The 26,642-nt window shown below is 70.1% G+C and carries 24 protein-coding genes; 11 read left to right on the top strand and 13 right to left on the bottom strand.

What is annotated here, in order from left to right; genetic code table 11:
* Positions 1-142: 142 nt before the first annotated feature.
* The 7 genes from mdoH to ACEN9J_RS15080 form a co-directional block, all read right to left on the bottom strand.
* A complete protein-coding gene (gene mdoH / locus ACEN9J_RS15110; RefSeq protein ID WP_296741818.1) occupies positions 143-2,146 on the bottom strand; it encodes a glucans biosynthesis glucosyltransferase MdoH in 2,004 nt (667 codons plus the stop codon).
* A 5-nt stretch (positions 2,147-2,151) separates the two neighbouring features.
* Positions 2,152-2,358 carry a hypothetical protein gene (locus ACEN9J_RS15105; protein ID WP_057591126.1) on the bottom strand — a complete coding sequence of 69 codons (207 nt, stop codon included), beginning with the start codon at positions 2,356-2,358 and terminating at the stop codon, positions 2,152-2,154.
* Positions 2,359-2,539: 181 nt separating this feature from the next.
* Positions 2,540-3,940 (bottom strand): sigma 54-interacting transcriptional regulator, encoded by a 1,401-nt coding sequence (locus tag ACEN9J_RS15100; RefSeq protein ID WP_057591125.1) that lies wholly within the window; start codon positions 3,938-3,940, stop codon positions 2,540-2,542.
* Entirely contained in the window at positions 3,937-4,602 is a 666-nt protein-coding gene (locus tag ACEN9J_RS15095; RefSeq protein ID WP_261211277.1) for a hypothetical protein, read from the bottom strand. Before ACEN9J_RS15095 ends, ACEN9J_RS15100 begins: the two co-directional genes overlap by 4 nt.
* Positions 4,603-4,665: 63 nt before the next feature.
* Positions 4,666-6,090, bottom strand: coding sequence for a sensor histidine kinase (locus ACEN9J_RS15090; protein ID WP_057591123.1), 1,425 nt, complete (start codon positions 6,088-6,090; stop codon positions 4,666-4,668).
* The gene (miaB, locus tag ACEN9J_RS15085) at positions 6,090-7,448 is read right to left on the bottom strand and encodes a tRNA (N6-isopentenyl adenosine(37)-C2)-methylthiotransferase MiaB (RefSeq protein WP_413764477.1); all 1,359 of its coding nucleotides are present in this window, start codon (positions 7,446-7,448) and stop codon (positions 6,090-6,092) included. Before miaB ends, ACEN9J_RS15090 begins: the two co-directional genes overlap by 1 nt.
* 133 nt (positions 7,449-7,581) lie before the next feature.
* On the bottom strand, positions 7,582-8,040 hold the full coding sequence (locus tag ACEN9J_RS15080) for a hypothetical protein (RefSeq protein ID WP_413764476.1): 459 nt from the start codon (positions 8,038-8,040) through the stop codon (positions 7,582-7,584).
* 184 nt (positions 8,041-8,224) lie between these two features.
* On the opposite strand from ACEN9J_RS15080, the gene ACEN9J_RS15075 reads away from it, so the two are divergent.
* Positions 8,225-9,454 (top strand): efflux RND transporter periplasmic adaptor subunit, encoded by a 1,230-nt coding sequence (locus ACEN9J_RS15075; RefSeq protein ID WP_082321631.1) that lies wholly within the window; start codon positions 8,225-8,227, stop codon positions 9,452-9,454.
* Positions 9,451-12,600, top strand: coding sequence for an efflux RND transporter permease subunit (locus tag ACEN9J_RS15070; RefSeq protein ID WP_057591120.1), 3,150 nt, complete (start codon positions 9,451-9,453; stop codon positions 12,598-12,600). The genes ACEN9J_RS15075 and ACEN9J_RS15070 overlap by 4 nt, the downstream gene beginning before the upstream one ends.
* Before the next feature lie 15 nt (positions 12,601-12,615).
* On the opposite strand, the gene ACEN9J_RS15065 is transcribed toward ACEN9J_RS15070, so the two are convergent.
* Entirely contained in the window at positions 12,616-13,542 is a 927-nt protein-coding gene (locus tag ACEN9J_RS15065; RefSeq protein WP_057591119.1) for a LysR family transcriptional regulator, read from the bottom strand.
* A 222-nt stretch (positions 13,543-13,764) separates the two neighbouring features.
* Here ACEN9J_RS15065 and ACEN9J_RS15060 point away from each other — a divergent pair, with 222 nt between their 5' ends.
* Genes ACEN9J_RS15060 through ACEN9J_RS15025 form a run of 8 tightly spaced genes read left to right on the top strand, consistent with a single transcriptional unit; the run spans position 13,765 to position 21,827 of the window.
* Positions 13,765-14,538 carry a 5-oxoprolinase subunit PxpA gene (locus tag ACEN9J_RS15060; protein WP_057591118.1) on the top strand — a complete coding sequence of 258 codons (774 nt, stop codon included), beginning with the start codon at positions 13,765-13,767 and terminating at the stop codon, positions 14,536-14,538.
* A 49-nt stretch (positions 14,539-14,587) separates the two neighbouring features.
* Positions 14,588-14,836 carry an acetyl-CoA carboxylase gene (locus ACEN9J_RS15055; RefSeq protein ID WP_057591117.1) on the top strand — a complete coding sequence of 83 codons (249 nt, stop codon included), beginning with the start codon at positions 14,588-14,590 and terminating at the stop codon, positions 14,834-14,836.
* Positions 14,837-14,849: 13 nt separating this feature from the next.
* Positions 14,850-16,256 (top strand): acetyl-CoA carboxylase biotin carboxylase subunit, encoded by a 1,407-nt coding sequence (locus tag ACEN9J_RS15050; RefSeq protein ID WP_413764475.1) that lies wholly within the window; start codon positions 14,850-14,852, stop codon positions 16,254-16,256.
* Complete coding sequence (locus ACEN9J_RS15045; RefSeq protein ID WP_413764474.1) at positions 16,253-17,161, top strand: 5-oxoprolinase subunit B family protein; 909 nt, start codon at positions 16,253-16,255, stop codon at positions 17,159-17,161. The genes ACEN9J_RS15050 and ACEN9J_RS15045 overlap by 4 nt, the downstream gene beginning before the upstream one ends.
* A complete protein-coding gene (locus ACEN9J_RS15040; RefSeq protein ID WP_057591114.1) occupies positions 17,151-18,128 on the top strand; it encodes a biotin-dependent carboxyltransferase family protein in 978 nt (325 codons plus the stop codon). The genes ACEN9J_RS15045 and ACEN9J_RS15040 overlap by 11 nt, the downstream gene beginning before the upstream one ends.
* 60 nt (positions 18,129-18,188) lie before the next feature.
* Positions 18,189-19,271, top strand: a complete 1,083-nt coding sequence (torT, locus tag ACEN9J_RS15035) for a TMAO reductase system periplasmic protein TorT (protein WP_413764473.1) — start codon at positions 18,189-18,191, stop codon at positions 19,269-19,271.
* Between the two features lie 7 nt (positions 19,272-19,278).
* Positions 19,279-20,784, top strand: a complete 1,506-nt coding sequence (locus ACEN9J_RS15030) for a sugar ABC transporter ATP-binding protein (RefSeq protein WP_413764472.1) — start codon at positions 19,279-19,281, stop codon at positions 20,782-20,784.
* Complete coding sequence (locus ACEN9J_RS15025) at positions 20,781-21,827, top strand: ABC transporter permease (RefSeq protein WP_413764471.1); 1,047 nt, start codon at positions 20,781-20,783, stop codon at positions 21,825-21,827. Before ACEN9J_RS15030 ends, ACEN9J_RS15025 begins: the two co-directional genes overlap by 4 nt.
* Before the next feature lie 9 nt (positions 21,828-21,836).
* Here ACEN9J_RS15025 and ACEN9J_RS15020 read toward each other — a convergent pair whose 3' ends face one another.
* The 5 genes from ACEN9J_RS15020 to ACEN9J_RS15000 form a co-directional block, all read right to left on the bottom strand.
* A complete protein-coding gene (locus tag ACEN9J_RS15020) occupies positions 21,837-22,484 on the bottom strand; it encodes a histidine phosphatase family protein (RefSeq protein WP_057591111.1) in 648 nt (215 codons plus the stop codon).
* Between the two features lie 63 nt (positions 22,485-22,547).
* On the bottom strand, positions 22,548-23,183 hold the full coding sequence (locus tag ACEN9J_RS15015; RefSeq protein ID WP_413764470.1) for a DUF4136 domain-containing protein: 636 nt from the start codon (positions 23,181-23,183) through the stop codon (positions 22,548-22,550).
* A gap of 46 nt (positions 23,184-23,229) precedes the next feature.
* Positions 23,230-24,174, bottom strand: a complete 945-nt coding sequence (ttcA, locus tag ACEN9J_RS15010; protein ID WP_057591109.1) for a tRNA 2-thiocytidine(32) synthetase TtcA — start codon at positions 24,172-24,174, stop codon at positions 23,230-23,232.
* 58 nt (positions 24,175-24,232) lie between these two features.
* Positions 24,233-24,610: a dihydroneopterin aldolase gene (locus ACEN9J_RS15005; RefSeq protein WP_057591108.1), complete on the bottom strand. Its 378-nt coding sequence runs from the start codon at positions 24,608-24,610 to the stop codon at positions 24,233-24,235.
* 43 nt (positions 24,611-24,653) lie between these two features.
* Positions 24,654-25,454, bottom strand: coding sequence for an SDR family oxidoreductase (locus tag ACEN9J_RS15000; RefSeq protein WP_057591107.1), 801 nt, complete (start codon positions 25,452-25,454; stop codon positions 24,654-24,656).
* Positions 25,455-25,475: 21 nt separating this feature from the next.
* On the opposite strand from ACEN9J_RS15000, the gene ACEN9J_RS14995 reads away from it, so the two are divergent.
* Positions 25,476-26,609, top strand: a complete 1,134-nt coding sequence (locus ACEN9J_RS14995) for a class I SAM-dependent methyltransferase (protein ID WP_296741862.1) — start codon at positions 25,476-25,478, stop codon at positions 26,607-26,609.
* The last annotated feature ends 33 nt before the right edge of the window (positions 26,610-26,642 follow it).

The raw sequence follows: 26,642 nt of genomic DNA, 5'->3' as shown, positions 1-26,642 counted from the left end.
TGACGGCGAATCGGGGCACTTGGCGCTCCAGGGGATCGGGAGGATCCGTGGGTTGAAAAAAGGAAGGCGCGATTCTAGGCGCGCCATGAAAAAAGCCGGCCCCGAGGGGCCGGCTTCGTGCGAGGCGTGTGGCGTGCGCGCGTCAGGCCGTGGCCAGCGCCGCGGGGCGCGAGAGGCGCAGCGCATGCATCCAGGCGCGGCGCAGCACGGCCGGCGAACGCGATTCCTCGGGAATCAGCAGGAAGCCGCGGTCGCGCAGCGTGGTGCCCAGCGCGATCTGGCTGGTCAGCACGGTCAGCGGGATCGCCAGCAGCAGCGGCAGGCCGACCGGCATGAGCCACATCAGGGCGCTCGGGTCGATCATCGCGACGCCGACGGCCAGCAGTGCGATCACCAGCGTCATGGGGGCCAGCTGCGAGGCGGCGACCTTCCACGGCACGGCGGCGGCTTCGCGCGGGGGCGACTTCCAGTCGAGCTTGATGCCGGTGAGGGCGACCAGCACGAACAGCGAGTGGGCCAGCATGCGCACCGGGGCCTGCACGATCGCGAGACCGCTTTCCATCACCGAGCTCTTGACCAGGCCCCACAGGCCGCCGAACTGGCGCTGCTCGCCGCGCATCAGCACGGCGGCGACGCCGAGCACGCGGGGCAGGAACAGCAGGCACAGGGTCCAGACCCAGAGGCCGGCGAGTTCGGCCGGCAGCACGCTCCAACTCGAGATCAGGCTGGAACCGCTGAGCCACAGCGCGGTGCCCAGCGTCAGGAACGCGAGCCACAGCGGGGCGGAAACATAGGCCATGGTGCCGGTCACGAACATCGCGCGGTGCACCGAGTGGATGCCGGGCTCGGCCATCAGGCGGGCGTTCTGCAGGTTGCCCTGGCACCAGCGGCGGTCGCGCTGCAACTCGGCCAGCAGGTCCGGCGGTTGCTGTTCGTAGCTGCCGACCAGGTCGGACACCAGCCACACGTGGTAGCCGGCACGGCGCATCAGCGCGGCTTCGACGAAGTCGTGCGACATGATGCCGCCCGACATGCCGCCGGTGCCCTTGATCGGGGCCAGCGCGCAGTGCTTCATGAAGGGCTCGACGCGGATGATCGCGTTGTGGCCCCAGTAGTGCGATTCGCCCAGTTGCCAGAACTGCATGCCCAGCGTGAACAGGCGGCCCGTCACGCGGGAGGCGAATTGCTGTGCGCGGGCATGCAGCGTCACGTGGCCGATGGCCTGGGTGGCGGTCTGGATGATGCCGGCGGTGGGATTGGCTTCCATCAGCTTGACCATCGAGGCCAGGCAGTCGCCGCTCATCACGGAGTCGGCGTCGAGCACGACCATGTAGCGGTAGTCCTTGCCCCAGCGGCGGCAGAAGTCGGCCACGTTGCCGGCCTTGCGGTGCGTGCGGCGGGTGCGCAGGCGGTAGTAGACCTCGACCTGCGGCTGGTTCGGGCTGTCGGCCAGCGCGGCGCGCAGGTCTTCCCAGGCGGCGCGCTCGGCGGCGGCGGTCTCGGGGTTGTAGCTGTCGGACAGCACGAACACGTCGAACTGCTTCGCGTGGCCCGTGGCCGCGACCGATTCGCAGGTGGCGCGCAGGCCGGCGAACACGGTGGCCACGTCCTCGTTGCAGATCGGCATGATGATCGCGGTGCGGGCTTCCGGGTTCATCGGGTGGTTGGCCACCTGCTTCGCCGAGAGCGCGTGCTTGTCGCCGCGCACCGAGACGTAGAAGCCCATGAGGGCGGTCACGAAGCCGGTCACGACCCAGCCCGAGAGCAGGCCGTAGAGGCCGATCTGGCCGTATTCGAGCCAGACGTTGTCGTAGTCGGGCTGCACGCCCGCGAACAGCGTGGAAGCGACCACGGTGCTCAGCACGGTCAGCAGCATGAAGGCCAGGCGGCGCTGCGAGGCGGCGCGCTGCCACGGCTGCCTGGCTTCGGCCGGGGCGCTTTCGCGCTTGCCGCCGGCGCCCAGGCGGACCAGCAGGGCGGTGCCGAGGCTGTTCCAGAAACCGCGCCAGGGGCGCGGCGTCATCGAGCCGCGGTTGAGCGGGGGCGCGGTGACGGCGTTGGGATGGCGTTCCTCACGCACCGGGCTGCGGTGCGAGAAGTCGGAATCGGCCAGGACATTGAGTTGGGAGAAGTCGTTCGGCTTCATGGTGTTTACCAACGTTGCTTGTCGAGGGAGGAGGAGGTGTCGCCGATGGCCGGAAAGCGCTTGAAGACGCAATCGGTCGCGACGCCGCCGGCGCTGGCGAGCGCGGCTGGCGAATGGCCCGCGGCACGGGGCCGCGAGGCGGAAAACTGCTTTTGACGCAGGCCGTCGCGCTGCGGACGCAGTGCGAAAGATGGGCTGTTGAATGCTGTCATGCGACTACAGGGGCAAACCCTGTGCCAGCATGGAAAAGTGCTTTGGAATCAAGTACTTGGGCCACTTCGACCGGAATTTCCCGGGGCCGGAGGGCCAAAGGGGCCTCAAAACCCCCGTTTTTGTCGCCGAATCCCGACAGGCCTGCCGGCCCGCCGAAAAACACCCATATGAATCAACGACTTAGGGGCGTCGCTCGTCGGCGACACCCTCGCCACCGGCAGCGACAGCGTCGGCCTTGAAGTGGCCCGGAGTGAGCTCATGCTTCTGCAGCAGGCGGTAGAACTCCGTGCGGTTGCGGTCGGCCAGGCGGGCCGCGTCGGCGACGTTACCGTCCGTCAGTTTCAGCAGACCGACCAGGTATTCGCGCTCGAAGCGCTGCTTGGCCTCGGCATAGGTCTGGACCTCCACGGTCGGCACCCGCAGCGCCCGCTGCACCAGCGCCAGCGGGATCAGCGGCGAGCTCGACAGCGCGCAGACCTGCTCGACCACGTTGTAGAGCTGGCGCACGTTGCCGGGCCAGGCCGCGGTGGTCAGCGCCTTCAGCGCCTCGGGCGCGAAGCCCGACAGCCGCTTGCCGTACTTGGTCGAGAGCTTCTGCAGGAAGTGGTTGGCCAGCAGCGGGATGTCCTCGCGGCGCGCCGACAGCGGCGGCAGCGTCAGCGTCACCACGTTGAGCCGGTAGTAGAGGTCCTCGCGGAACTGGCCGGCTTCCATCGCGGCGTCGAGGTCGCGGTGGGTGGCCGAGATGATGCGCACGTCGACCTCGATCGACTGGCTGGCGCCCAGCGGGCGCACCGCGCGCTCCTGCAGCACGCGCAGCAGCTTGACCTGCAGCGCGGGCGGCATGTCGCCGATCTCGTCGAGCAGCAGGGTGCCGCCGTCGGCCTGCTGGAACAGGCCCTTGTGGTTGGCGTGGGCGTCGGTGAAGGCGCCCTTCATGTGGCCGAACAGCTCCGACTCGAGCAGCGCCTCGGGAATGGCGCCGCAGTTGACCGCCACGAAGGGCTTGTCGGCGCGCGCGCTGGCCTTGTGGATGGCGCGCGCCAGCATCTCCTTGCCGGCGCCCGAGTCGCCGCGCAGCAGCACCGAGGCGTCGGACTTGGCGACCATGCGCGCCTCGGCCAGCAGCTCGGCCATGCGGTTGCTGCGGCTCACGATGTCGGCGCGCCAGCTGTCGTCGCCGGCCTTGCTCGGCACCGTGGCCGGCGCGCCCAGCGCGAGCGCCTGGGCGATCTTGTCGAGCAGCTCGCGCCCGTCGTAGGGCTTGGTGAGGTAGGTGAAGACGCCGCGCGCGGTGGCTTCCACCGCGTCGGGGATGGTGCCGTGGGCGGTCAGCAGGATCACCGGCAGCGAGGGATGGCGCTTGCGGATCTCGTCGAACAGCGCCAGGCCGTCGCGCCCGGGCAGGCGCACGTCGCTGAGCACCAGCTGAGGATGCTCGATCTCGAGCTGCGTGAGCGCCGTCTCGGCCGAGGTCACGGCCGTGACCTGGTAGCCCGCCGAACTCAGCCGCATCGACAGCAGCCGCAGCATGTCCGGATCGTCGTCGACGACCAGGAGGCGGGCGCCCGAAGTACTCATGGGGTGGACCTGCTTCCGTTCGGTGCCGAGGCCGGGGCCGCGGGCGTGTTGGGCCGCGCGAAGCTGCGCTCGATGGCGCGCAGGGCTTCGATGCGGTCGTTGAGCTGGTCGATGCGGCGCTGACTGTCGCGCAGCTGCTGCACCTGCTTGTCGCGGTCGTCCTCGACGCGGCGCTGCTCGACGTAGCGCGCGGCCAGCGCGCGCGCCAGCGGCTGCAGCTGCTGGGCCTCGGGCGCGGGATTGGCGATCACGCGCTGCAGCAGGCCCAGCGCGCGCGCCAGGTCGGCCGGCACGCGGGTCTGCGAGAGCAGGATCGCGAGCTGCATCTGCGCCGTGGGCGCGTCGCCGGGGTCGCCCAGGCGCTGGATCTCGGCGCTGAGTTCGCCGCCGTTGAGCGGGCGCACCTTGTCGGCGTAGGCCAGCATGGCGGCCACCGGGCCCTGGGTCATCAGCGTGAACAGCGAGGCCGGCTGGGTGGCCGGCGCTTTCGGCTCGGCCTCGACCGGCATCACGCGCGGCAGCACCGGCGGCGGCGGCAGCGCATCGGCCTCCGCGGGCGGCTTGGGCGGCGCGCTGCAGGCGACCAGCAGCAGGAGCCACGGCGCGGCCAGCGCAGCCAGTGCGCGGGTGGCGGTGGAGGGGCGTACGGACGAAAAAGACATGGACGAGGAAGGACGACGCGGGGCGTTGGCGATGGCTACGGGGAGGTGGGGGCGCCGGGAAGCTCAGGCCGTGCGCGGCAGCTCGATGCGGAAACGCGCGCCGGGCCCCTCGGGCAGCAGGGCGATGCGGCCCCCATGGGCTGCAATGTACTCCTGCACGATGGAAAGTCCGATGCCCGTGCCCTTGACCGCGTGTTCCGGTTGGCGTTCGCCGCGGTAGAAGGGCTCGAAGATGCGGTCGCGGTCGCCCTCGGCGATGCCCGGGCCGGCGTCGTTGACGTCGATGCGCACCGCCTCGGGCGTGCCCGAGACCGCGAGCGTGATGGTGCCGCCGCGCGCCGAGAAGCGGATCGCGTTCGACAGCAGGTTGGCGATCGCGGTGCCGAGCTTGGTGCGGTCCACCGTGAGCGCGATGCGCTCGCCCTCGGCGCGCACCGTGAGGCCGTGGGCCTGCCACTGCAGCCGCTGCGACTCGATCTGCTCCTCGATCAGCGGCAGCAGGTCGGTGCGCTCGCGGCGCAGCTCGCGCGCCTCGAAGGCGGCCGCGTTGAAGCGCAGCAGCGCCTCGATCTGGCCCTGCAGCGCCACCGTGTTCTGGTTCAGGATCTGCGCCACCTCGAGTTGCGCCGGGTTCAGCGCGCCGGTCACGCCGTCCTCCAGCAGCGACACGCCCTCGCGCAGCGCCGCCAGCGGCGTCTTGAGTTCGTGCGAGACGTGGCGCAGGAAGCGCGCCTTGTCGGCATCGAGCTCGGTCAGCCGCAGCCGCAGCCATTCGAGCTGCTGTGAGACGCGCCGCACGTCGGCCGGGCCGCGGATGTCGATCGGCTCGTCGAGCCGGTTCTGGCCCAGGCCGACGATGGCGTGCTCGAGCCGCTTGAACGGCCGCGCCAGCCAGATGCCGAAGGCCAGCGCCAGCGACACCGCGAGCACGCTGGCCGCGACCACCTCGCGCATCAGCCGGCGGCGCGCGTTCTCGATGCGCTTGGACAGCGCGTCGTTCTGCATCTCGATCAGGAACTGGGCCTGCTGCGCGATGTTGGTGTTGAGCGCGTCGAGGTCGCGGAACTGCATCGCCATCGTGCTCTCGCGCTGCAGCGCGCTGTCGGCGCTGCCGCTCATCAGGCCCTCGATCACGCCGAGCTGGGTGCGCCAGGCCTCGGTGCTGGCGGGGGCCAGGCCGTTCTTCTCGAGCCGCTCGAGCACGCCGTGGGCCTCGCGCGCGGCATCGTCGAAGCGGCGCCGCAGCACCGAATCGTTGAGCACCAGCGACTGGCGCCCGGCGCGCTCCATCGCCGCGCTGCGCTCGGCCAGCGACTGGGCCGCGCCCGACAGCCGCAGCGCGCGCGCCGCGGCGTCGCGGCTTTGCGTCATCAAGGTGTCGTACTGCAGCACCGAGCGCAGCGCCACGCCCACCAGCAGCGCGGTGATCAGCAGGAAGGCGAACAGCAGGAGCTGCTGGAACGAGCCCCGTATCGATCGCTTCGCCATCAGGCGAGCGCCCCGGCGGCGGACGCGCTCTCGCGCGTGGGCACTTCGCCGCGCAGCGTGTAGGCCAGCGAGCGCGTGATGCGGATGTCGGTCATTTGGCCCACGAGCCGTGCGTCGCCCTCGAAGTTGACGACCCGGTTGCAGGCCGTGCGGCCCATCAGCTCGCTCGCGTCGCGGCGCGAGGCGCCTTCCACCAGCACGCGCTGGGTGCTGCCCACCAGCGCTTCGCCGAAGCGCTTCACGTTGCCGTCGATCACGGCCTGCAGCTTCTGCAGCCGCGCCAGCTTGACCTCGTGCGGCGTGTCGTCGTGCAGCGCGGCGGCCGGCGTGCCGGGGCGCGGGCTGAAGATGAAGCTGAAGCTGGCGTCGAACTGGCAGTCGTCGATCAGCTTCATCATCTTGTCGAAGTCGGCCTCGGTCTCGCCGGGGAAGCCGACGATGAAGTCGCTCGACAGCGCGAGCTCGGGCCGGATCGCGCGCAGCTTGCGCACCGTGCTCTTGTATTCCATGGCGGTGTAGCCGCGCTTCATCGCCATCAGGATGCGGTCGCTGCCGTGCTGCACCGGCAGGTGCAGGTGGCTCACGAGCTGCGGCACCCTGGCATAGGCTTCGATCAGCCGCGGCGTGAACTCGTTCGGATGGCTGGTGGTGTAGCGGATGCGCTCGATGCCGGGGATCTCGGCCACGTACTCGATCAGCAGCGCGAAGTCGGCGATCTCGGCCGTGTCGCCCATGCGGCCGCGGTAGGCATTGACGTTCTGGCCGAGCAGCGTGACCTCGCGCACGCCCTGGTCGGCCAGGCCGGCGATCTCGACCAGCACGTCGTCGAGCGGCCGGTTGACTTCCTCGCCGCGCGTGTAGGGCACCACGCAGTAGCTGCAGTACTTGGAGCAGCCTTCCATGATCGACACGAAGGCGGTGGCGCCTTCCACGCGCGCGGGCGGCAGGTGGTCGAACTTCTCGATCTCGGGAAAGCTGATGTCGACCTGCGGGCGGTCGAGCCGCTCGCGCTCGGCCAGCATCTCGGGCAGCCGGTGCAGGGTCTGCGGGCCGAACACGATGTCGACGTAGGGCGCGCGCGCGATGATGGCGTTGCCCTCCTGGCTGGCCACGCAGCCGCCGACGCCGATCTTCACGCCGCGCGCCTTCAGGTGCTTGACGCGGCCCAGGTCGGAGAACACCTTCTCCTGCGCCTTCTCGCGCACCGAGCAGGTGTTGAACAGGATCAGGTCGGCCTCGTCGACGTTCTGCGTCGGCTCGTAGCCCTGGGCCGCGTTGAGCACGTCGGCCATCTTGTCCGAGTCGTACTCGTTCATCTGGCAGCCGAAGGTTTTGATGAAGACTTTCTTGGCGGTCATGGGGAGCTCTTCTATATGGGAGGGGCCCTCGTCTTGCGGAGGGCCGGGCGGACACGGGGCTTTCGTGGCGAAAGCGGCGGGGCGTGTCCGCGAGAGGAATGCCGGTGCGGCCGAGGGCCTGCGGGCGAGATGCCTACTGCGTGTTGACCGTGTCGTTCTGCACGAACGGCCAGATGTTGAGGAAGGGCTTGTTCAGCGATTCGCGGCTGGCGGTGGCTTCGTCGGGCGTGAGGATCCAGACCTCGCGCAGCATGCCGGCGGCATCGCGCGTGTAGTTGACCAGCAGGTTCTGGCCGACGATCGCGCCGCTCATCACCAGCATGTTCTGGCCGCTGCGGATGCGCGCGCCGGGCGCGAGCCGGTCGGCGCGGCCGTCGAGCATCACGTCGTTGCCGTCGATCACGCGGAACTTGCCGCGCAGGGTGCCGACCGGGAAATTGCGCCCGCCGACCAGCGATTCGTTCTGGGTCTGTGGCCGGGGCACCGCGTCCTGCGCGCTGGCCTGGAGCGGAAAGAAGCTGGAAGTGGCTGCCAGCGTTGCGCAGGCTGCTATGAAATGAAGAGCGTTCGTGGGTATCTTGCAGCGGTTCATGGGGTTCATCCAGAGGCTGTGGAGCGGGGATTCTAGCGAGCGGGGTGCCTGTCCATCGGTGCTTATCCCGACCGTTTTTACCGGGCGCGGCGCCCTGGCCTTTACTTTTCTTTACGGTGCGGATGGACACTCGGAACCCCCCGCGATCCAATAGCCGCTGTCAGCCCAAAGTGCACAAAAACCCATGAAGAAGAACGCAGTCATCGCCCTCGTGGGCGTGTCGATCGTCGCCGCCGCGGGATGGTGGTGGAGCGGCTCGGGCGAGCGCGCCGCGGCGAAGAGCGCCAAGGGGCCGGCCGCCGCGCCGACCGCGCTGGTCACGCTCGCCACCGCCGTGCGCCAGGACGTGCCGGTCACGGTGCAGGTCAACGGCAGCGTGGTCTCGCTCAACAGCGTGGACCTGCGACCGCAGGTGACCAACACGGTCGACGTGGTGCACGTGAAGGAAGGCCAGTTCGTGAAGCAGGGTCAACTGCTCTTCACGCTCGACGACCGCAACGACCAGGCCAACCTGGCGCGCGCCCAGGCCCAGCAGAAGCGCGACGAGGCCACGCTGGCCGACCTCGAGCGCCAGTACAAGCGCAGCCAGGAATTGCTGGCGCAGAACTTCATCTCCAAGAGCGCGACCGATGCCACGCTGTCGCAGCTCGAGGCGCAGCGCGCGGCGGTCGCGGCCGACCGCGCCGCGGTGCAGTCGGCCCAGGTGGCGCTGAGCTACACCAAGCTGCATGCGCCGATCGCGGGCCGCATCGGCGCGGTCAACATCTACCCGGGCACGCTGGTGCAGCCCACGCTGTCGCTGGTCACGGTTACCCAGCTCGACCCGATCGCCGTGAGCTTCCCCGTGCCCGAGGCCAACCTGCAGGACCTGCTGGCCGCCGCGCGCACCCGCTCGCGCGTCGAGGCCGTGGTCACCGGCCGCAAGGACACGCTGCAGGGCACGCTCAACTTCGTCGACAACACGGTCGACCCGCAGATCGGCACCGTGCGCGCCAAGGCCGTGTTCGACAACGCCGACCAGAGCCTGTGGCCCGGCCAGTTCGTCGGCACCCGCATCACGGTGCGCACGCTCGAGGGCGTCACGGTGGTGCCGGCGGCGGCGCTGATGATGCTGCCCGAGGGCACCTCGCTCTACGTGGTCGACAAGGAACGCAACGCGAGCCGCCGCAAGGTGAAGACGCTGCACACCTTCGGCACCAAGGTCGCGGTCAGCGGCGTCGAGCCGGGCGAGCAGGTCGTGATCGAGGGCAGCCAGAACGTGCGGCCCAACGGCAAGGTGCGCGTCGACGACAAGCCGCGCGGCGACGCGCCCGCGACCCCGGCCGCGCCCGGCGGCACCACGGGCGTGACGCCCGGCAGCGCGGCGTCGTCCGATGGCGTCGACATCCGGTCGACGCAGCGGGAACGCGCATGAACATTTCCGAGCTGTGCATCCGCCGTCCCGCGATGACGGTGCTGCTGTCCGCGGCCGTCGTGGTGGTGGGCATCTTCGCCTACTTCAGCATCCCGGTCGCCGCGCTGCCCAGCTACAACACGCCCGTCATCAACGTCAATGCGCAGCTGCCGGGCGCCAGTCCCGACACCATGGCGAGCTCGGTCGCGCTGCCGCTCGAGAAGCAGTTCTCGACCATCCCGGGTCTGCAGACCATCAGCTCGGTCAACACGCAGGGCGTGACCTCGCTCACGCTCGAGTTCGTCAGCAGCCGCGACATCGACGCCGCCGCGGTCGACGTGCAGGCCGCGCTCCTGCGCGCGCAGCGCCAGCTGCCGCAGGAGCTCACGCAGCTGCCCTCGTACCGCAAGGTCAACCCGGCCGACGCGCCGGTGCTGTTCATCGCGCTGATCTCGCCGTCGATGAATCCCTCGGAGCTCAACGACTACGCCGAGAACCTGATCTCGCCCACGCTCTCGACCATCGATGGCGTGGCGCAGGTGGGCGTGTACGGCCGCAAGGCCTTCGCGGTGCGCATCAAGGCCAATGCCGACCTGCTCAACGCGCGCAACATCACGCTCGACGAGCTCGCGCGCGCGGTCAACTCGGCCAACGCCAACACGCCGGTCGGCGTGCTCGACGGCCCGCGCCAGACGCTGACCATCCAGGCCAACCAGCAGCTCACGCGCGCGGCCGACTTCGCCAAGCTGATCGTCGGCCAGCGCAACGGCGCGCCGGTGCGGCTCGACGAGGTCGCGACCATCGAGGACAGCTTCGAGTCGGTCAAGACCGCCAGCAGCTTCAACGGCCAGAGCTCGATCTCGCTGGCCGTGCAGCGCCAGCCCAACGCCAACACGGTGCAGGTGGTCGACGCGGTGCGCGCGCTGATCCCGCGCTTCAAGGCCGAGCTGCCGCAGTCGGTCGAGATCCAGATGGTCAACGACCGCTCGCTGTCGATCCGCGAGGCGGTGCACGACGTGCAGCTCACGCTGCTGGGCACCATTGCGCTGGTGGTGCTGGTGATCTTCCTGTTCCTGCACCGGCTGGTCGCCACCTTGATCCCGGCCGCCACCATCCCGATCTCGCTGATCGGCGCCGTTGCGCTGCTCTATGCCTTCGGCTACAGCCTCGACAACGTCTCGCTCCTGGGCATCACGCTGGCCGTGGGCCTGGTGGTGGACGACGCGATCGTGGTGCTCGAGAACATCATGCGCTACGTCGAGAAGGGCATGGACCCGCTGGCCGCCTCGCTGCGCGGCGCGCGCGAGGTGGGCTTCACCATCGTCTCGATCTCGATCTCGCTGGTGGCGGTGTTCATCCCGATCTTCTTCATGCCGGGCGTGATCGGCCTCTTGTTCCACGAGTTCGCGGTGGTGGTGGCGCTGGCGGTGCTGGTGTCGGCCATCGTCTCGCTGACCCTGGTGCCGATGCTCGCGAGCCGGCTGCTCAAGCAGGTGCCGCGGCCCGAGGGCGGCGCGCGCCACGACCATGAAGAGGAGCATCCCGAGCCCGGCACCGCGATCGGCCGCGCCTTCGAGCGCGGCTACCGCTGGGTGCACGGCAGCTACATGCGCACGCTCGACTGGACTCTGGCGCACCGCGGGCTGATGCTGCTGATGGCCGGCGCCACCTTCGTCGTCACGGCCTGGCTGTTCATCACGATCCCCAAGGGCTTCTTCCCCGAGGAGGACATCGGCCAGATCCAGATCACGACCGAGGCCGCCGAGGACATCTCCTTCACCGCCATGAAGGCGCTGCAGGACCGCGTGTCCGACGCGCTGATGGCCGACCCCAGCGTCGACTACGTGAGCTCCTTCGTCGGCGTGGGCGGCCCCACCGCCACGCAGAACTCGGGCCGGCTGTTCGCGGTGCTCAAGGCGCGCGGCGAGCGGCCGAAGATGTCGAAGGTGCTCGAGTCGCTGCGCCAGCGCTTCCGCGAGATTCCCGGCATCGCCGTCTACATGCAGCCGGTGCAGAACCTGCGCCTGGGCGGGCGCCAGAGCAAGGCGCGCTTCCAGTACACGCTGCAGAGCGTGAACGCCGGCGAGATGGTGCCCTGGGCCACGCGGCTGATGGAACGCATGCGCGCCGACCCCGACTTCCGCGACGTCACCAGCGATTCGCAGAACCGCGGCCTGCAGGCCACGCTGAAGATCGACCGCGACAAGGCCGGCGTGCTCGGCGTGGCCGTGGGCGACCTGCGCACCGCGCTCTACAACGCCTACGGCGACCGCCAGATCGGCAGCATCTACGCGGCCAGCAACACCTACCAGGTGATCCTCTCGGCGGCCGACAACGACCGGCAGTTCGAGGACGACGTCTCGCGCCTGTCGGTGCGCAGCACCACCGGCCGGCTGGTGCCGCTGTCGGCCTTCTCGAGCATCGAGCGCACCGTGGGCCCGACCTCGGTCAACCATCAGGGCCAGCTGCAGGCGGTGACGGTGTCGTTCAACCTCGGGCCCGACGTGCCGCTGGGCAACGCCACCGCCAAGATCGACCGCTTCAAGGAAGAGCTCAAGATGCCGCAGTCGATCATCACCACCTACGGGGGCGATGCCGCGGTGTTCCAGAGCTCGCAGTCCAGCCAGGCCGTGCTGCTGGTGCTCGCGGTACTGGTCATCTACGTGCTGCTGGGCGTGCTCTACGAGAGCTACATCCACCCGATCACGATCCTCGCGGGCCTGCCCTCGGCGGCGGTGGGCGCGCTGATCTCGCTGAAGATCTTCGGCTTCGACCTGACGCTGATCGCGACCATCGGCATCCTGCTTCTGATCGGCATCGTGAAGAAGAACGCGATCATGATGATCGACTTCGCGCTCGACGCGCAGCGCACCGAGGGCCTGCAGCCGGTGGAGGCGATCCGCGAGGCCTGCCGGCTGCGCTTCCGCCCGATCCTGATGACCACGCTGGCCGCGCTGATGGGCGCGCTGCCGCTCGCGCTGGGCCTGGGCGCCGGCGCCGAGCTGCGCCAGCCGCTGGGCGTGGCGGTGGTGGGCGGGCTGATCTTCTCGCAGGTGATCACGCTCTACATCACGCCCGCGATCTACCTCGCGCTCGACCGCTACAGCGGCAGCGGGCCGATGGTCGACCTGCCGAAGGAAGCGCAGGCCGAGGTCTCGCACGCCTGAGCGAGCGCGGCGGGCTCAGGCGCGCCCGCGCCCCTGCCGCGCCGACGCGGGATCGAGGAACAGCTGGCGGAAGTAGTCGCGCAGCGCCGTCATCGCGGGCGAGAACTCCACGCCCTGTTTCCAGCCGAGTCCGATGTTCATGGTGGGGATCGGGTCGCGCAGGTTGATGGTCTCGATGCGCTTGCCCTCGAGCGACCACGGGCGGTAGACCATGTCCGACAGCACCGTCACGCCGCCGCCGTTGGCGACGGTGCTGCGCACCGCCTCCACCGAGCTGGTGCGCAACCGCACCTTCGGCTGGTGCGGCGTGCGGCCCCAGTACTTGAGCGCGGTGGCCGCGGCCTCGTCGACCGTGAGCATGATGTAGGGCTCGGCCGCCACGTCGGCCAGCGTGACCTCGGCCTTGTCGAGCAGCGGATGCTTGGCCGGCACCCACAGCCGGCGCTGCGAGCCGAAGAAGGTCTCGAGCGAGAGCTCGCGCAGCACCACGTTCGAGGTCAGCACCACGCCGAGGTCGTAGCGCCGCGTGATCAGCCCTTCCTCGATCGCCTCGCGCGCCACCTCGTGCACCTTCAGCGTGACCTGCGGATGCAGCTGCTCGAAGCGCTGCAGGTGGTGCGGCAGGAAGTAGCCCAGCACCGTGTAGCTCGCGGCGATGGTCAGCTCGCCCTGCACGGCGGCGTCCTCGTGGGGCATGCGCTGCGCCTCGTCGGCCGCGGCGAGCACCGCGTAGGCATGGCTCAGGAAGCGGCGCCCGCCCTTGGTCAGTTCCACGCCGTGCGGATGGCGCTCGAACAGCTGCTGGCCGAGCATCTCCTCGAGCTCGCGGATCGCGGTGGTCACGGCCGACTGCGAGATGTTGAGCTGCAGCGCCGCGTGCGAGATGCGGCCTGCCTCGGCCACCGCCGAGAAGTACTTGAGCTGGCGAAGGGTCAGGGACATGGCGGGGCTTCGGGGAGTGGATCGGTATCGGCAACGCGGCGCAGCCGGTGCATGGGTTGGTGAAAACCCGATACCGCGCGATCGAATGGCGCCAGCGTAGCAAGGCACGCGCCGCAACGCAGCATCTGTTTTTCAGATATCGAGCGCGCGGAAAACAATGCTTTTCAGCCTTTGGACCGCTCACTAATCTTCGGCCCGTCCATCGAACAAAGGCTGTCACACGTGAAGAAGAAGCGGATCGATCTGAACTCCGACATGGGCGAGGGCTTCGGCCCCTGGACCATCGGCGATGGCGTCGACGCGGAACTGATGCCCCTGATCAGTTCGGCCAACATCGCCACCGGCTTCCATGCCGGCGATCCGAACATCATGCGGCGCATGGTCGCGCTGGCGCGCGAGCACGGCGTGGGCATCGGCGCGCACCCGGGCTTTCGCGACCTCGTGGGCTTCGGCCGGCGCCACATCCAGGCGCCGGCCGAGGAACTGGTCAACGACATGGTCTACCAGCTCGGCGCGCTGCGCGAGTTCGCGCGGCTCGAGGGGCTGGCGCTGCAGCACATCAAGCCCCATGGCGCGCTCTACATGCATGCGGCGCGCGACGAGGCGCTGTCGCGCACGCTGGTCGAGGCGCTGCAGCGCATCGAGCCCGGCCTGCGCCTGTTCTGCATGGAGTCCTCGGTCACCTGCCGCGTGGCGCGCGAGCTGGGCCAGCCCGTGGTGCGCGAGTTCTATGCTGACCGCGACTATGACCTGAGCGGCTCCATCGTCTTCACGCGCCGCGTCGGCGCGCTCGACCCCGAGGCGGTCGCGGCCAAGGTGCTGCGCGCCTGCACCGAGGGCACGGTGCGCACGGTCGAGGGCGAGGACCTGGCCATCGGCTTCGACTCGGTCTGCATCCACAGCGACACGCCCGGTGCGCTCGCGCTGGTGCAGGCCACGCGGCGCGCGCTGGCCGCGCATGGCATCGAGGTTGCAGGGCTCGCCGCGCAGGGCTGATCCCCCTTTCCCTTCCCCGTTTTCCGTTCCGTCCCCAGGAGTGCATCCCATGTCCGCTACCCATGAAGTCCTGAGCCCGCTGCCGGGCACCTTCTACCGCCGCTCGGCGCCCGACGCGCCGCCGTTCAAGTCCGAGGGCGACACGGTGGCCGTGGGCGACGTGCTGGGCCTGGTCGAGGTGATGAAGCAGTTCAGCGAAGTCACGGCCGACGCGGCCGGCCGCCTGCTGCGCTTCGCGGTCGAGAACGCCGAGCCGGTCGATCCGGGCCAGCCGCTGGCCGTGATCGAGACCGCCTGAGGAAGACGACGCGATGACCGCTGCATTCGACAAGCTGCTGATCGCCAACCGCGGGGAGATCGCGGTGCGCGTGATCCGCGCCGCGCAGGAGCTGGGCCTGAAGACCGTCGCCGTCTACAGCGACGCCGACGCCCAGAGCCTGGCCGTGCAGATGGCCGACGAGGCCGTGCGCATCGGCCCGGCCCATGCCGGCAAGAGCTACCTGAGCGCCGACGCCATCCTGCAGGCCGCGGCCGAGAGCCGCGCGGGCGCCGTGCATCCGGGCTACGGCTTCCTTTCGGAGAACGCCGACTTCGCGGCGCGCGTCGAGGCCGCGGGCCTGGTGTTCGTGGGCCCGACGCCGCATGCGATCCGCACCATGGGCGACAAGGCGGCCGCGCGCGCCGCCGCCATGAAGGCCGGCGTGCCCACCGTGCCCGGCAGCGCCGGCGTGGTGAGCGATGCCGGCGTGGCGGTCGAGCTCGCGCGCGACATCGGCTACCCGATCATGATCAAGGCCTCGGCCGGCGGTGGCGGGCGCGGCATCCGCGTGGCGCACGACGAGGCCGAGCTGCGGCAGCAGTTCGCCACCGCCACCGCCGAGGCGCAGGCCGCCTTCGGCAACGGCGAGGTCTACCTCGAGCGCTTCATCCGCAAGGCACGCCACATCGAGGTGCAGATCCTCGGCGACGGCCAGCGCGTGGTGCACTGCTTCGAGCGCGAATGTTCGCTGCAGCGCCGGCGCCAGAAGGTGTGGGAAGAAGCGCCCTCGGCCGCCATCGATGCCGCCACGCGCGCCGCGCTGTGCGAATCGGCGCTGCGCCTCGCGAGCGCCGTGGCCTACCGCGGCGCGGGCACGCTCGAATACCTCTACGACGACGACACGCGCGAGTTCTTCTTCATCGAGATGAACACCCGCATCCAGGTCGAGCATCCGATCACCGAGATGGTCACCGGCATCGACCTCGTGAAGGAGATGCTGCGCATCGCGCTGGGCCAGCCGCTGCGCCTGAAGCAGGAGGACATCCGGCTCGCCGGCGCCGCCATCGAGGTGCGCATCAACGCCGAGAACGCCGCGAAGAACTTCATGCCGAGCCCGGGCCTGGTGACGCGGCTCGCGGTGCCGGGCGGGCCCGGCGTGCGCTTCGACACCCTGATGTTCGCGGGCTGCAGCGTGCCGGCCTACTACGACTCGCTGCTCGGCAAGCTGATCGTGCACGACAGCGACCGCGCCGCCGCGCTCGCGCGCATGCGCCGTGCGCTCGGCGAGCTGCGCGTGGAGGGCATCCACACCACCATCCCGCTGCACCGCGCGCTGTGCGACGACGCCGCGGTCGCGGCCGCGGCCTTCCACACCGGCTTCCTCGAGCAATGGCTCGCGGCGAACCCGCTGGCGGAGCCCGCCGCTTCCGTCCCGACTCTCGAGAAGGTGCCCGCATGACCGCCGCCATCCTCCCGGCCCAGGCCCGCTACAGCTTCGGCGGCGACGAGCACCTGTTCGTCGAGATCAGCGAATCGATGTCGCTGCCGGCCTTCTTCAAGGGCATGGCGATCTGCAACGAGCTGCGCCGCCGCGTGCAGGCCGGCGAGATCGCGGGCGTCACCGAGATCTGCCCGGCCAACGCGGCCTACCTGGTGCGCTTCGATCCCGACCTGATCGCGCCCGACGCGCTGCAGGCCGTGCTCGAGGGGATCGAGGCCGGCATCGGCGAGGCCGACCTGCGGCTTTCGACCCGCATCGTCGAGATCCCCGTGCTCTACAACGACCCGTGGACGCACGAGACCCTGATGCGCTTCCGCGAGCGCCACCAGGACCCGGCCAGCACCGACATCGAATACGCCGCGCGCATCAACGGCCTCGATTCCGTCGATGCCTTCATCGCCGCGCATTCGGGCGCGCCGTGGTTCGTCTCCATGGTGGGCTTCGTGGCCGGGTTGCCCTTCCTGTTCCAGATGGTCGAGCGCGAGCGCCAGCTCGAGGTGCCCAAGTATCTGAGCCCGCGCACCGACACGCCGCGGCTCACCCTGGGCCATGGCGGCTGCTTCAGCTGCATCTACTCGGTGCGCGGTGCCGGCGGCTACCAGATGTTCGGCGTCACGCCGGCGCCGATCTTCGATCCGGCCCAGCGCCTGCCGTACCTCAAGGAGCTGATGGTGTTCTTCCGTCCCGGCGACATCGTCAAGTGGAAGCCGATCGACCGCGCCGAGTACGACCGCCAGGTGGCGCAGGTGGAGGCCGGCGACTACGCGTTGCGCATCGCGCCGGTGTCGTTCTCGCTGCAGGAATTCCTGGCCGACCCCGACGGCTACAACCGACAGCTGCTGAAGGTGCTCCATGGCGATTGAAGTGCTCAAGCCCGGCCTCGCGACCAGCGTGCAGGACGCGGGCCGTCCCGGCTACTACCACCTGGGCATTCCGCTGTCGGGCGCGCTCGACCAGCAGGGCCTGGTGCTGGCCAACCTGCTGGTGGGCAACGACGAGGGCGCGGCCGTGATCGAGAGCACGCTGCTCGGGCCCGAGCTGCGCTTCGACGCGCCCGCGGTGGTGGCGGTGACCGGCGCGCAGGCCAAGGTCAAGCTCAACGGCGCCGAGAGGCCGCGCAACGAAGCCTTCGCGGTGCAGGCCGGCGACGTGCTCGGCTTCGACTTCATGCTGCTGGGCGCGCGCATGTGCATCGCGGTGGCCGGCGGCATCGACGTGCCGCTGGTGCTCGGCAGCCGCTCGACCTACGGGCTCGGTGCCTTCGGCGGCTTCGAGGGCCGCAAGCTGCTGGCCGGCGACCGGCTGCCGGTGGGCACGCCCTCGGCGCGCGCGCGGCCCGGGCGTGGCGTGGCCGCCGAGCTGCTGCCGGTGCTCGCCAAGGAGGTGACGCTGCGCGTGCTGCCCGGCATCTACTTCCATCGGCTGCAGCAGGACTCGGTGCGCAGCTTCTTCGCCGACACCTGGAGCGTGGGTTCGGAGGCCGACCGCATCGGCTACCGCTACAAGAACGGCACGCCGCTGAAGTTCATCGAGCGTACGCCGCCCTTCGGCGCGGGCGCCGATCCGTCGAACATCGTCGATGCCGGCTATCCCTATGGCTCGATCCAGGTGCCGGGCGGGCGCGAGCCGATCATCCTGCACCGCGACGCGGTCTCGGGCGGCGGCTACGCGATGGTCGGCACGGTGATCAGCGCCGACATGGACCTGATCGCCCAGATGCAGCCCAACCACAAGGCGCGCTTCGTCGCGGTCGACATGGCGCAGGCGCTGGCCGCGCGCGCCGAGCGACGACGGCGCATCGAGCGCCTGCGCGCCGCGCTCGCCGACTGAGCGCCCGGGCGGCGCGGCCGCCCACTCATTTCCTTCCCCGTTGCCACCTAGGAGTTCTTCATGAACAGCTTGCCCCTGCGCGTTTCATTGACCGCCGCCGCCTTCGCCGCCACCGTGCTGTGGCACGGCGGTGCCTCGGCCGCCGACTGGTTTCCCTACAAGGCCGAGGCCACCGAGCCCGCCTTCTCGGCCGAGGGCACGCGAAAGCCCATCGACTACGTGCCGCTGCCCAAGGCCTCGAAGAAGTGGGACCTCTGCGTGTCGTTCCCGCACATGAAGGACGCCTACTGGCTCGGCGTGGACTACGGCGTGATCGAGGAGGCCCGGCGCCAGGGCGTGAAGCTGCAGGTGGCCGACGCGGGCGGCTACACCAACCTCGGCAAGCAGGTCTCGCAGATCGAGGACTGCGTGGCGCGCGGCGCCAACGCGGTGATCATCGGCGCGATCTCGGGCGACGGCCTCAACAACGTCATCAAGGCCACGGCCGCGAAGAAGGTGCCGGTGATCGACCTGGTCAACGGCATCAACTCGCCCGACCTCTCGGCCAAGTCGCTCGTGTCCTTCCACACCATGGGCCAGTCGACCGGCGCCTACCTCGCGAAGAAGCATCCGGCCGGTTCGCCGCCGGTCAAGGTCGGCTGGTTCCCGGGCCCGGCCGGCGCGGGCTGGGTCGAGGCCGCGCACAAGGGCTTCATGGAGGCGGTCAAGGGCAGCGCGGTGGTGGTGCTCGATCCGAAGTACGGCGACACCGGCAAGGAGGCGCAGAGCAAGCTGATCGAGGACGTGCTGCAGGCCAACCCCGACCTGGCCTACCTGGCGGGCACGGCCGTCACGGCCGAGGCCGCCACCGGCATCCTGCGCTCGCGCAACCTCGACAAGAAGGTGCAGGTGCTGTCCTTCTACATGACGCCGGGCGTCTACGAGGGCATCCAGCGCGGCCGCATCGTGGCGGCGCCGGCCGACTCGATGGTGATCCAGGGCCGCATCGCGGTCGACCAGGCGGTGCGCCTGCTCGAGGGCAAGGAGGTCGCGAAGCACGTGGGCCCGAAGATCTTCGTGGTCGACAGCAGCAACATCCAGAGCGTGAAGCAGGCCGACATCCTGCCGCCGACCGGCTTCAAGCCGGTGTTCGAGGTCAAGTAGGCCCGCGATGCCACCCCTGCTGCAGACCCGCGGACTCGGCAAGCGCTATCCGGGCGTGCTGGCGCTCGACGGCGTGGACTTCGAACTGCGCGCGGGCGAGGTGCACGTGCTGTTCGGCGAGAACGGCGCCGGCAAGTCGACGCTGATCTCGCTGCTGGCCGGCGCCAATGTGCCGAGCGCCGGCGAGATCCGGCTGCGCGGCGAGCCGGTGCGCTTCGCGAACGTGCACGAGGCGCGGCGCCACGGCATCAGCGCGGTGTTCCAGGAGTTCTCGCTGATCCCCACGCTGTCGGTGGCGCAGAACCTGAGCCTCGGCGAGGAGCCGCGCCGCGGCGGCCTGCTCGACCGCGGCGCGCTGCGCGAACGTGCCCGCGCGATGCTGGCCGACCTGGGCTTCGCGATCGACGTCGATGCGCCCGTGGCCGGCCTCACGCGCGCGCAGCAGCAGATGGTGGAGATCGCCAAGGGCCTGCGCGGCGAGGTCTCGGTGCTGATCCTCGACGAGCCCACGGCCTCGCTGACCGATGCCGAGACGCAGCGCCTGTTCGCGCTGGTGGCGCGGCTGCAGGCGCGCGGCGTGGGCATCGTCTACATCTCGCACCGCATGCAGGAGATCGCGCGGATCGCCGACCGCATCACGGTGCTGCGCGACGGCCGCCAGGTGACGACGGTCGAGGCGCGCGAGACCGATGCCGACCGCCTGATCGAGCTGATGAGCGGGCGTGCCATCGAACAGGTCTATCCGCGCATCGCCTTTGCGCCGGGTGAGACGGTGCTGGAGGTCGAGGGCCTGCATTCGCCCAACGGCGTGCGCGGCGCCAGCCTCAGGGTGCGGCGCGGCGAGGTGGTCGGGCTGGCCGGCCTCGTGGGTTGCGGCAAGTCGGAATTGTTCCGCGCGGTCTGCGGGCTCGATGCGGTGAGCGCGGGCCGCGTGCTGTTCAAGGGCCAGCCGCGCACCGGCGCCAGGGTGCGCCGGCTGCTCGACGAGGGCCTGTTCTACCTGCCGCCCGACCGCAAGGGCGAGGGGCTGGTGCTGGGCTTCAGTTCGCGCGCCAACATCACGCTGCCGCTGGTGCACGGCCCGCTGCGCGGCCATGGCGGCTGGCTGCGCAAGCGGCTCGGGCGCCGGCTGTCCACGGCCGCGGCCGAGCGCGTGGAACTCGCGCCGCGCAACCTCGAGCGGCCGGTGGCGCTCTTGTCGGGCGGCAACCAGCAGAAGGTGCTGTTCGGCAAGGGCATGACGCGCGACGCCGCGCTCTACGTGTTCGACGAGCCCACGGTGGGCGTCGACATCGGCACCCGCAGCGCGCTCTACCAGGTGATCCGCAAGCTCTGCGAAGGCGGCGCGGCGGTGGTCGTGATCTCCTCCGACCTGCCCGAGGTGCTGCACCTGAGCCACCGTGTCTACGTGATGTGCCGCGGCGAGATCGCCGGCGAGCTGCAGGGCGACGCCATCGGCGAGACCGCCGTGCTCAATCTCTTCTTCGGTCCCAGCGAGAACAACAAGCCATGACTTCGTCTTCCTCCGTCGCCACCGCCGTGCCTTCGGCACCGGGGCCCGCCGGCCGCGCGCTGGCCCTGCTGCGCGCCCTGTTCCTGCGCCTGGGCGTGCTGCCCTTCATGCTGGCGATCGCCTTCGTGGTGTTCGGCACCCTGTCGGACCAGTTCCTCACGGTGCAGAACCTGGTCAACCTGCTGCGCCAGTCGGTCTACCTGATCCTGGTGGCCATGGGCCAGATGCTGGCGCTGGTGACCGGCGGCTTCGACCTCTCGGTCGGCACCGTGATGGCGATCACCTCGGTGGTGGCGGCGCTGGCCATGCAGTTCTTCGGCGCCGCGCTGCCCGACGCCGCCTGGCTGGCGATCGCGCTGGGCTGCGCCTGCGGCATGCTGGCCGGGCTCGCGGTGGGGCTGGTCAACGGCATCGGCGTGGCCTTCATCGGCGTCTCGCCCTTCATCGTCACGCTGGGCGTGCAGTCGATCGGCTTCGGCCTGGCGCTCTACCTCACGGGCGGCGTGCCGGTGTCGGGCCTGCCCGCGGGCTTCAGCGAGCTGTTCGGCTTCGGCACGCTGCTGGGCGTGCCGGTGCCGATCTGGGTCACGGCGGCCTGCGTGGCGGCCATGGGCGTGCTGATGGGCCGCATGCCGACCGGCACCCACCTGCTGGCCGTGGGCGGCAATGCCAAGGCCGCGGCGCTGTCGGGCATCGACACCCGGCGCGTGCTGCTCGTGGCCTACCTGCTGTGCGCGGGCCTCGCGGCCGTCAGCGGCCTGCTGCTGACCGCGCGCGTCGAGACCGGCGAGGCCAACCTCGGCGGCACCGTGGCGCTGGAATCGATCGCGGCCTGCGTGATCGCCGGCGTGAGCCTGCGCGGCGGCCTGGGCCGGGTGCCGAACGTGGTGATGGGCGCGATCTTCATCGGCCTGGTGCAGAACGGCATGAACCTCGCGAGCGTGGGGTCGTACCTGCAGATGGTGGTGCTGGGCGCGCTGCTGATCGTGGCGGTGGTGGCCGACCAGCTGCGCCACCGGATGGTGGCGCCGGGCTCGCACTGACGCACCGAGCTAGTTGGCGAACTCGTCGCGCGGCCCGCCCTCGGCCGCGAGGTGCGAGATGTCGCTCCAGCCCACGAGGCTGAAGCCCTCGCTGCTCCACAGCATGCGGTTGATGGCCGCGTTGCCGAGCTGCCAGGTGCGCGGCGCCTGCAGCTCCTGGCGCGTGGCGGCGCGGTAGAGCACGTCCATCACGCCGCCGTGCGCGACCAGCGCCACCAGCTCGCCCGTGTGGCGCGAGGCCAGGTCGGCGGCCACGCGCGTGATGCGCTCGCGGAACACCAGCAGGCTCTCGCCGCCCTCGGGTTCGAACTCGGGATCGCGCTCGCGCCAGCGCCTGGCCTGTTCGGGCAGCTCGGCCTCGATCTCGGCGAAGCTCATGCCCTCGAAGCGGCCGAAGGCGCGCTCGCGCAGGCCGGGTTCGGGCCGGACCTCGAGGCCGTGCGGCCTGGCGATCTCGAGCGCGGTCTGCCAGGCGCGCGAGAGGTCGCTCGCATAGATGGCGGCCAGCGGCTCGTCGGCCAGCGCCTGGCCCACGCGCTGGGCCTGCCAGACGCCGGTGGGATTGAGCCCGATGTCGAGCTGGCCCTGGATGCGCGTGTCGACGTTCCAGGCGGTTTCGCCATGGCGAACGGCGATCAGGCGGGTGAGGTCTTCCATGGTCGAAATTCTAGGAGGGCGGCATTTCGGATCGTGCCGCCGCTCCAGGCCCGAGGCGGGCCCTTACTGTTGCTTCTTCGCCGTCGGCAGCTCGATGTTGACGCGCCGCACGCCCTCGGGCGGCTTCGGGAAGCCCTGCAGCGCGGCCTGGAACATCACCGGCAGCACCGCGGCGCTCGAGGTGTAGGGGCCGTCGTTGCGCGCGCGGGTCTCGTAGACCACGCGGTTGCTGCCGAGCTCGCGCAGCACCACGCCGACCTCGCGCTCGTACCAGGGATTGGAGGCCTGCGGGATCATCGGCGCGCCATACCAGCCGCCGCCGTACCAGCGCCGGCCGTAGCCGTAGGGGCCGTAGCCATAGCCGTAGCCGAAGGGGCCGTCCCAGAGCCAGGGATCGGCCCAGGGCGACAGCGTGGTGGTCACGCGGGCGCTGATCTGCGCCGTGTAGCGCGGGTTGGCGTCGTCGCGGCGCAGGCCGACCTGCTCGAGCGCGGCGGCGGCCATGGCCTCGAGCGAGGCCTGGCGCTCGCCGTTGGCCTGCTGCGAGGGCAGGCGCTCGAAGCGGTAGGTGGCGCCGGCGGGAACGGTGTCGATCGAGGAGAAGCTCTTCACGTCGCTGTCGACCACCCAGGAGGTGGCGCAGCCGGACAGGGTTGCTACCAAAAGGAGAGCAGGAAGAGCAGAGAAGGCGCGTTTCATGAGGGTCTCCGGGCCGGTGGGCCCAAAATTCCCCTGGGTAGCCGGATCAGCCCTGGACGATGCGCAGGGCGGCGGGTGCCTGGGAGAGCGGGTCGAAGGAGGGCGTGTCGAAGGCCTTGTCGCCGTTCTCGTCGGCCACGCCCGTCGGCTTCAGACCCTTGAAGTCGTGCAGCGTTCCGTCGAGCAGGTGCGAAGGCACCACGTTCTGCATCGCGCTGAACATGTTCTCGATGCGCCCCGGGTACTTGCGCTCCCATTCGCGCAGCATCTCGCCGACCTGCTTGCGCTGCAGGTTCTCCTGGCTGCCGCACAGCGTGCACGGAATGATCGGGAACTCGCGGTGCTGGGCCCAGCGCACGAGGTCCTTCTCGGCCACGTAGGCCAGCGGCCGGATCACCACGTGGCGGCCGTCGTCGCTCACCAGCTTCGGCGGCATGCTCTTGAGCTTGGCCGCGAAGAACATGTTGAGGAAGAAGGTCTGCAGCATGTCGTCGCGGTGGTGGCCCAGCGCGACCTTGGTGGCGCCCAGCTCGTCGGCCACGCGGTAGAGGATGCCGCGGCGCAGCCGGCTGCACAGGCCGCAGGTGGTCTTGCCCTCGGGGATCACGCGCTTGACGATGCTGTAGGTGTCCTGGTTCTCGATGTGGAAGGCCACGCCGAGGTCGCTCAGGTACTTCGGCAGCACTTCCTCGGGGAAGCCGGGCTGCTTCTGGTCGAGGTTGACCGCGACGATGTCGAAGTGGATCGGCGCGCGGGCCTTGAGCTTGAGCAGGATGTCGAGCAGGCCGTAGCTGTCCTTGCCGCCCGACACGCAGACCATGACCTTGTCGCCTTCCTCGATCATGTTGTAGTCGACGATGGCGCGGCCCACCTCGCGGCACAGGCGTTTCTCGAGCTTGTGCGTTTCGCGCTCGATCTTCATCGAGTTGGCGGGCGGGGGCGAGGCGGAGGCGTCGGCGACGGGCGCCTCGTCGATCCAGACGGCGTTCATGGCAAAAGGGCTGCCCGGGGCAGCAAAAAACGGGGGAAGGGGGCGATTTTGCCCCGGATCACCATTCCCCGGCTTCGATGCGGATCGCGACCTCGCAGTCCTCGAAGATCTCGAGCTTGGCGATCTTCACGCGCACGCCCAGCACGCCGGGCAGCTGCAGCAGGCGCTGCGCGAGCTTGCCGATCAGGCTTTCGAGCAGGTTCACGTGCTCGGCCGTGCACTCGTCGATGATGATCCGGCGCACCTTGCGGTAGTCGAGCACGTGGAAGATGTCGTCGTCCTTGGGCAGCAGCGGCTGCGGGCCGAGGTTGAGCTCGGCATCGACCTGGATCGGCTGCGGCGCGACCTTTTCCTGCTCGAGGATGCCGAGGTTGGCATCGAAGCGCAGGCCGTTGAGGGTGAGCGTCTGGCGCCCGAGGGGGGTGGTGGGTGACATCGGGTGGTGCTCGAAAAAAGGTGCGGCGGTCGGCGGGGTCAGCTCACATGTGCGAGAAATCGCGCTCGAACTTCATCAGGTGCTGGCCGCCGTCCACCAGCAGCGTGGTGCCGGTGATCGAGCCGTTCTCGAGCGCGAAGCGCACGGTGGCGGCCACGTCGGCCGGCGTGGACGAGCGCCCCAGCGGCGACAGCTTGTGCAGCTGCGCGAACTTGTCGTCGTCGTGCATGTGGCTCGGCAGCGTGAGGCCGGGCGCCACGCCCACCACGCGCACGCGCGGCGCGAGCGCCAGCGCCAGCATCGGCGTGGCGGCCTCGAGCGCGGCCTTGGAGAGCGTGTAGCTGAGGAAATCGGGGTTGGTGTTCCACAGCTTCTGGTCGAGCATGTGGACCACCGCGCCGGTGAGCGTGCCTTCTGGATCGCGTTGCGCGAGGTGCGCGTGCAGCGCCTGCGCCAGCACGATCGCGGCCCCCGTGTTGCCGCGCGCATGGCGGTCCATCAGCGCGTAGCTGAAGCTGGCCGCGTCGTCGTGCTCGAACAGCGCGGCGCTGTGCACCACCGCGTCGACCCGGCCGAAGTGCGCCGCCACCTGCGGCAGCAGCGCGCGCGTGGCGGCCTCGTCGAGCAGGTCGGCGCCGAAGGCATGGGCCTCGCCCGCGAGCGCGGCGCAGTCGGCCACCGTCTGCTCGGCCTCGGCGCGCGACTGGCGGAAATGCACCGCCACGCGCCAGCCGCCCGCGGCCAGCGCCAGCGCGATCTCGCGCCCCAGCCGCTTGCCCGCGCCCGTGACGAGGACGGTGCGGCGCTCGGGGGGCGTGGCGGTGGAGGAGGGCGCGGCGCTCATGCGGAAGGTGGGGGCTGGAGGATGCGAGGAGAATCGGTGCCCGTGACGACACAGACCCACAGCAGTTTACCCATCGCCCTCGACACCCTGATCGCCCGTGCCGTCGAGCGCGCCGGCGGCTGGATCGGCTTCGACCGCTTCATGGCGCTCGCGCTCTATGCGCCGGGCCTCGGCTACTACGCCAACAGCCTCGCCAAGTTCGGCCAGATGCCCGAATCGGGCAGCGACTTCGTGACCGCGCCCGAGCTCACCCCGCTGTTCGGCCGCGCGCTGGCCGCGCAGCTGGCCGAGGCGCTCGAGAAGACCGGCACCGCCACGGTGTGGGAGTTCGGCGCCGGCTCGGGCGCGCTCGCCGCCCAGTTGCTCGATGCGCTCGATGCCCTGGGCCGCAGCGACGTGAACTACCGCATCGTCGACCTCTCGGGCACCCTGCGCGCGCGCCAGCAGCAGGCCTTGGCGCGCTTCGGCGACCGTGTCGAATGGCGGCTCGAGCTGCCCGCGGCGATGCAGGGCGTGGTGGTCGGCAACGAGGTGCTCGACGCGATGCCGGTGCAACTGCTCGCGCGCCATGGCGGGCGCTGGTTCGAGCGCGGCGTGGTGCGCAATGCGGCAGGCGACGGCTGGGCCTGGGCCGACCGCGAGACCGAGCTGCGGCCGCCGGTCGAGGTGCCGGGCGAGCACGACTACCTGACGGAGATCCATCCCCAGGCCAAGGCCTTCGTCGCGACGCTGGCGGACCGGCTCGAGCGCGGGGCTGCCTTCTTGATCGACTACGGCTTTCCCGAGAGCGAGTACTACCACCCGCAGCGGCACATGGGGACGGTGATGTGCCATCGGGCGCATCTCTCGGATGGGGATCCGCTGTCCGACGTGGGGTTGAAGGACATCACTGCGCACGTTGACTTCACGGGGGTGGCGTTGGCGGGGCAGGAGGCGGGGCTTGCCGTGCTGGGGTATGCGAGTCAGGCGCGCTTTCTGTTGAACTGCGGGCTGGTTTCGTTGATGGAGACGGCTTCCGTGGGGGAGAGGGCGATGGGGGCTCGGCTGGTGCATGAGCATGAGATGGGGGAGCTGTTCAAGGTGGTGGGGTTTGCTGTGGGTGATGCTTGGGAGGCGCTTGGGTTTGTTGAGGGGGATCGGAGTCATACGCTCTGATCTTTTTTGAAGGCGTGCTTTTGTTGAGGCTGT

It is taken from the genome of Variovorax sp. Varisp41, assembly GCF_047325085.1.
GTDB lineage: Bacteria > Pseudomonadota > Gammaproteobacteria > Burkholderiales > Burkholderiaceae_C > Variovorax.
The sequence above is the reverse complement of the archived record's forward strand: the minus strand, read 5'-3'. Positions and strand labels throughout refer to the sequence as shown.

Bases quoted from the DNA above. Each gene is read 5' to 3' on its own strand.
- ACEN9J_RS15095 (WP_261211277.1), bottom strand. From the start codon at position 4,602: ATGTCTTTTTCGTCCGTACGCCCCTCCACCGCCACCCGCGCACTGGCT.
- ACEN9J_RS15090 (WP_057591123.1), bottom strand. From the start codon at position 6,090: ATGGCGAAGCGATCGATACGGGGCTCGTTCCAGCAGCTCCTGCTGTTC.
- ACEN9J_RS15055 (WP_057591117.1), top strand. From the start codon at position 14,588: ATGTCCGCTACCCATGAAGTCCTGAGCCCGCTGCCGGGCACCTTCTAC.
- ACEN9J_RS15070 (WP_057591120.1), top strand. From the start codon at position 9,451: ATGAACATTTCCGAGCTGTGCATCCGCCGTCCCGCGATGACGGTGCTG.
- ACEN9J_RS15000 (WP_057591107.1), bottom strand. From the start codon at position 25,454: ATGAGCGCCGCGCCCTCCTCCACCGCCACGCCCCCCGAGCGCCGCACC.
- ACEN9J_RS15040 (WP_057591114.1), top strand. From the start codon at position 17,151: ATGGCGATTGAAGTGCTCAAGCCCGGCCTCGCGACCAGCGTGCAGGAC.
- ACEN9J_RS15045 (WP_413764474.1), top strand. From the start codon at position 16,253: ATGACCGCCGCCATCCTCCCGGCCCAGGCCCGCTACAGCTTCGGCGGC.
- miaB (WP_413764477.1), bottom strand. From the start codon at position 7,448: ATGACCGCCAAGAAAGTCTTCATCAAAACCTTCGGCTGCCAGATGAAC.
- ACEN9J_RS15050 (WP_413764475.1), top strand. From the start codon at position 14,850: ATGACCGCTGCATTCGACAAGCTGCTGATCGCCAACCGCGGGGAGATC.
- ACEN9J_RS15005 (WP_057591108.1), bottom strand. From the start codon at position 24,610: ATGTCACCCACCACCCCCCTCGGGCGCCAGACGCTCACCCTCAACGGC.
- ACEN9J_RS15025 (WP_413764471.1), top strand. From the start codon at position 20,781: ATGACTTCGTCTTCCTCCGTCGCCACCGCCGTGCCTTCGGCACCGGGG.
- ACEN9J_RS15075 (WP_082321631.1), top strand. From the start codon at position 8,225: ATGAAGAAGAACGCAGTCATCGCCCTCGTGGGCGTGTCGATCGTCGCC.
- ACEN9J_RS15100 (WP_057591125.1), bottom strand. From the start codon at position 3,940: ATGAGTACTTCGGGCGCCCGCCTCCTGGTCGTCGACGACGATCCGGAC.
- ACEN9J_RS15065 (WP_057591119.1), bottom strand. From the start codon at position 13,542: ATGTCCCTGACCCTTCGCCAGCTCAAGTACTTCTCGGCGGTGGCCGAG.
- ACEN9J_RS15020 (WP_057591111.1), bottom strand. From the start codon at position 22,484: ATGGAAGACCTCACCCGCCTGATCGCCGTTCGCCATGGCGAAACCGCC.
- ACEN9J_RS15080 (WP_413764476.1), bottom strand. From the start codon at position 8,040: ATGAACCGCTGCAAGATACCCACGAACGCTCTTCATTTCATAGCAGCC.
- ACEN9J_RS15030 (WP_413764472.1), top strand. From the start codon at position 19,279: ATGCCACCCCTGCTGCAGACCCGCGGACTCGGCAAGCGCTATCCGGGC.
- torT (WP_413764473.1), top strand. From the start codon at position 18,189: ATGAACAGCTTGCCCCTGCGCGTTTCATTGACCGCCGCCGCCTTCGCC.
- mdoH (WP_296741818.1), bottom strand. From the start codon at position 2,146: ATGAAGCCGAACGACTTCTCCCAACTCAATGTCCTGGCCGATTCCGAC.
- ACEN9J_RS14995 (WP_296741862.1), top strand. From the start codon at position 25,476: ATGCGAGGAGAATCGGTGCCCGTGACGACACAGACCCACAGCAGTTTA.
- ttcA (WP_057591109.1), bottom strand. From the start codon at position 24,174: ATGAACGCCGTCTGGATCGACGAGGCGCCCGTCGCCGACGCCTCCGCC.
- ACEN9J_RS15105 (WP_057591126.1), bottom strand. From the start codon at position 2,358: ATGACAGCATTCAACAGCCCATCTTTCGCACTGCGTCCGCAGCGCGAC.
- ACEN9J_RS15015 (WP_413764470.1), bottom strand. From the start codon at position 23,183: ATGAAACGCGCCTTCTCTGCTCTTCCTGCTCTCCTTTTGGTAGCAACC.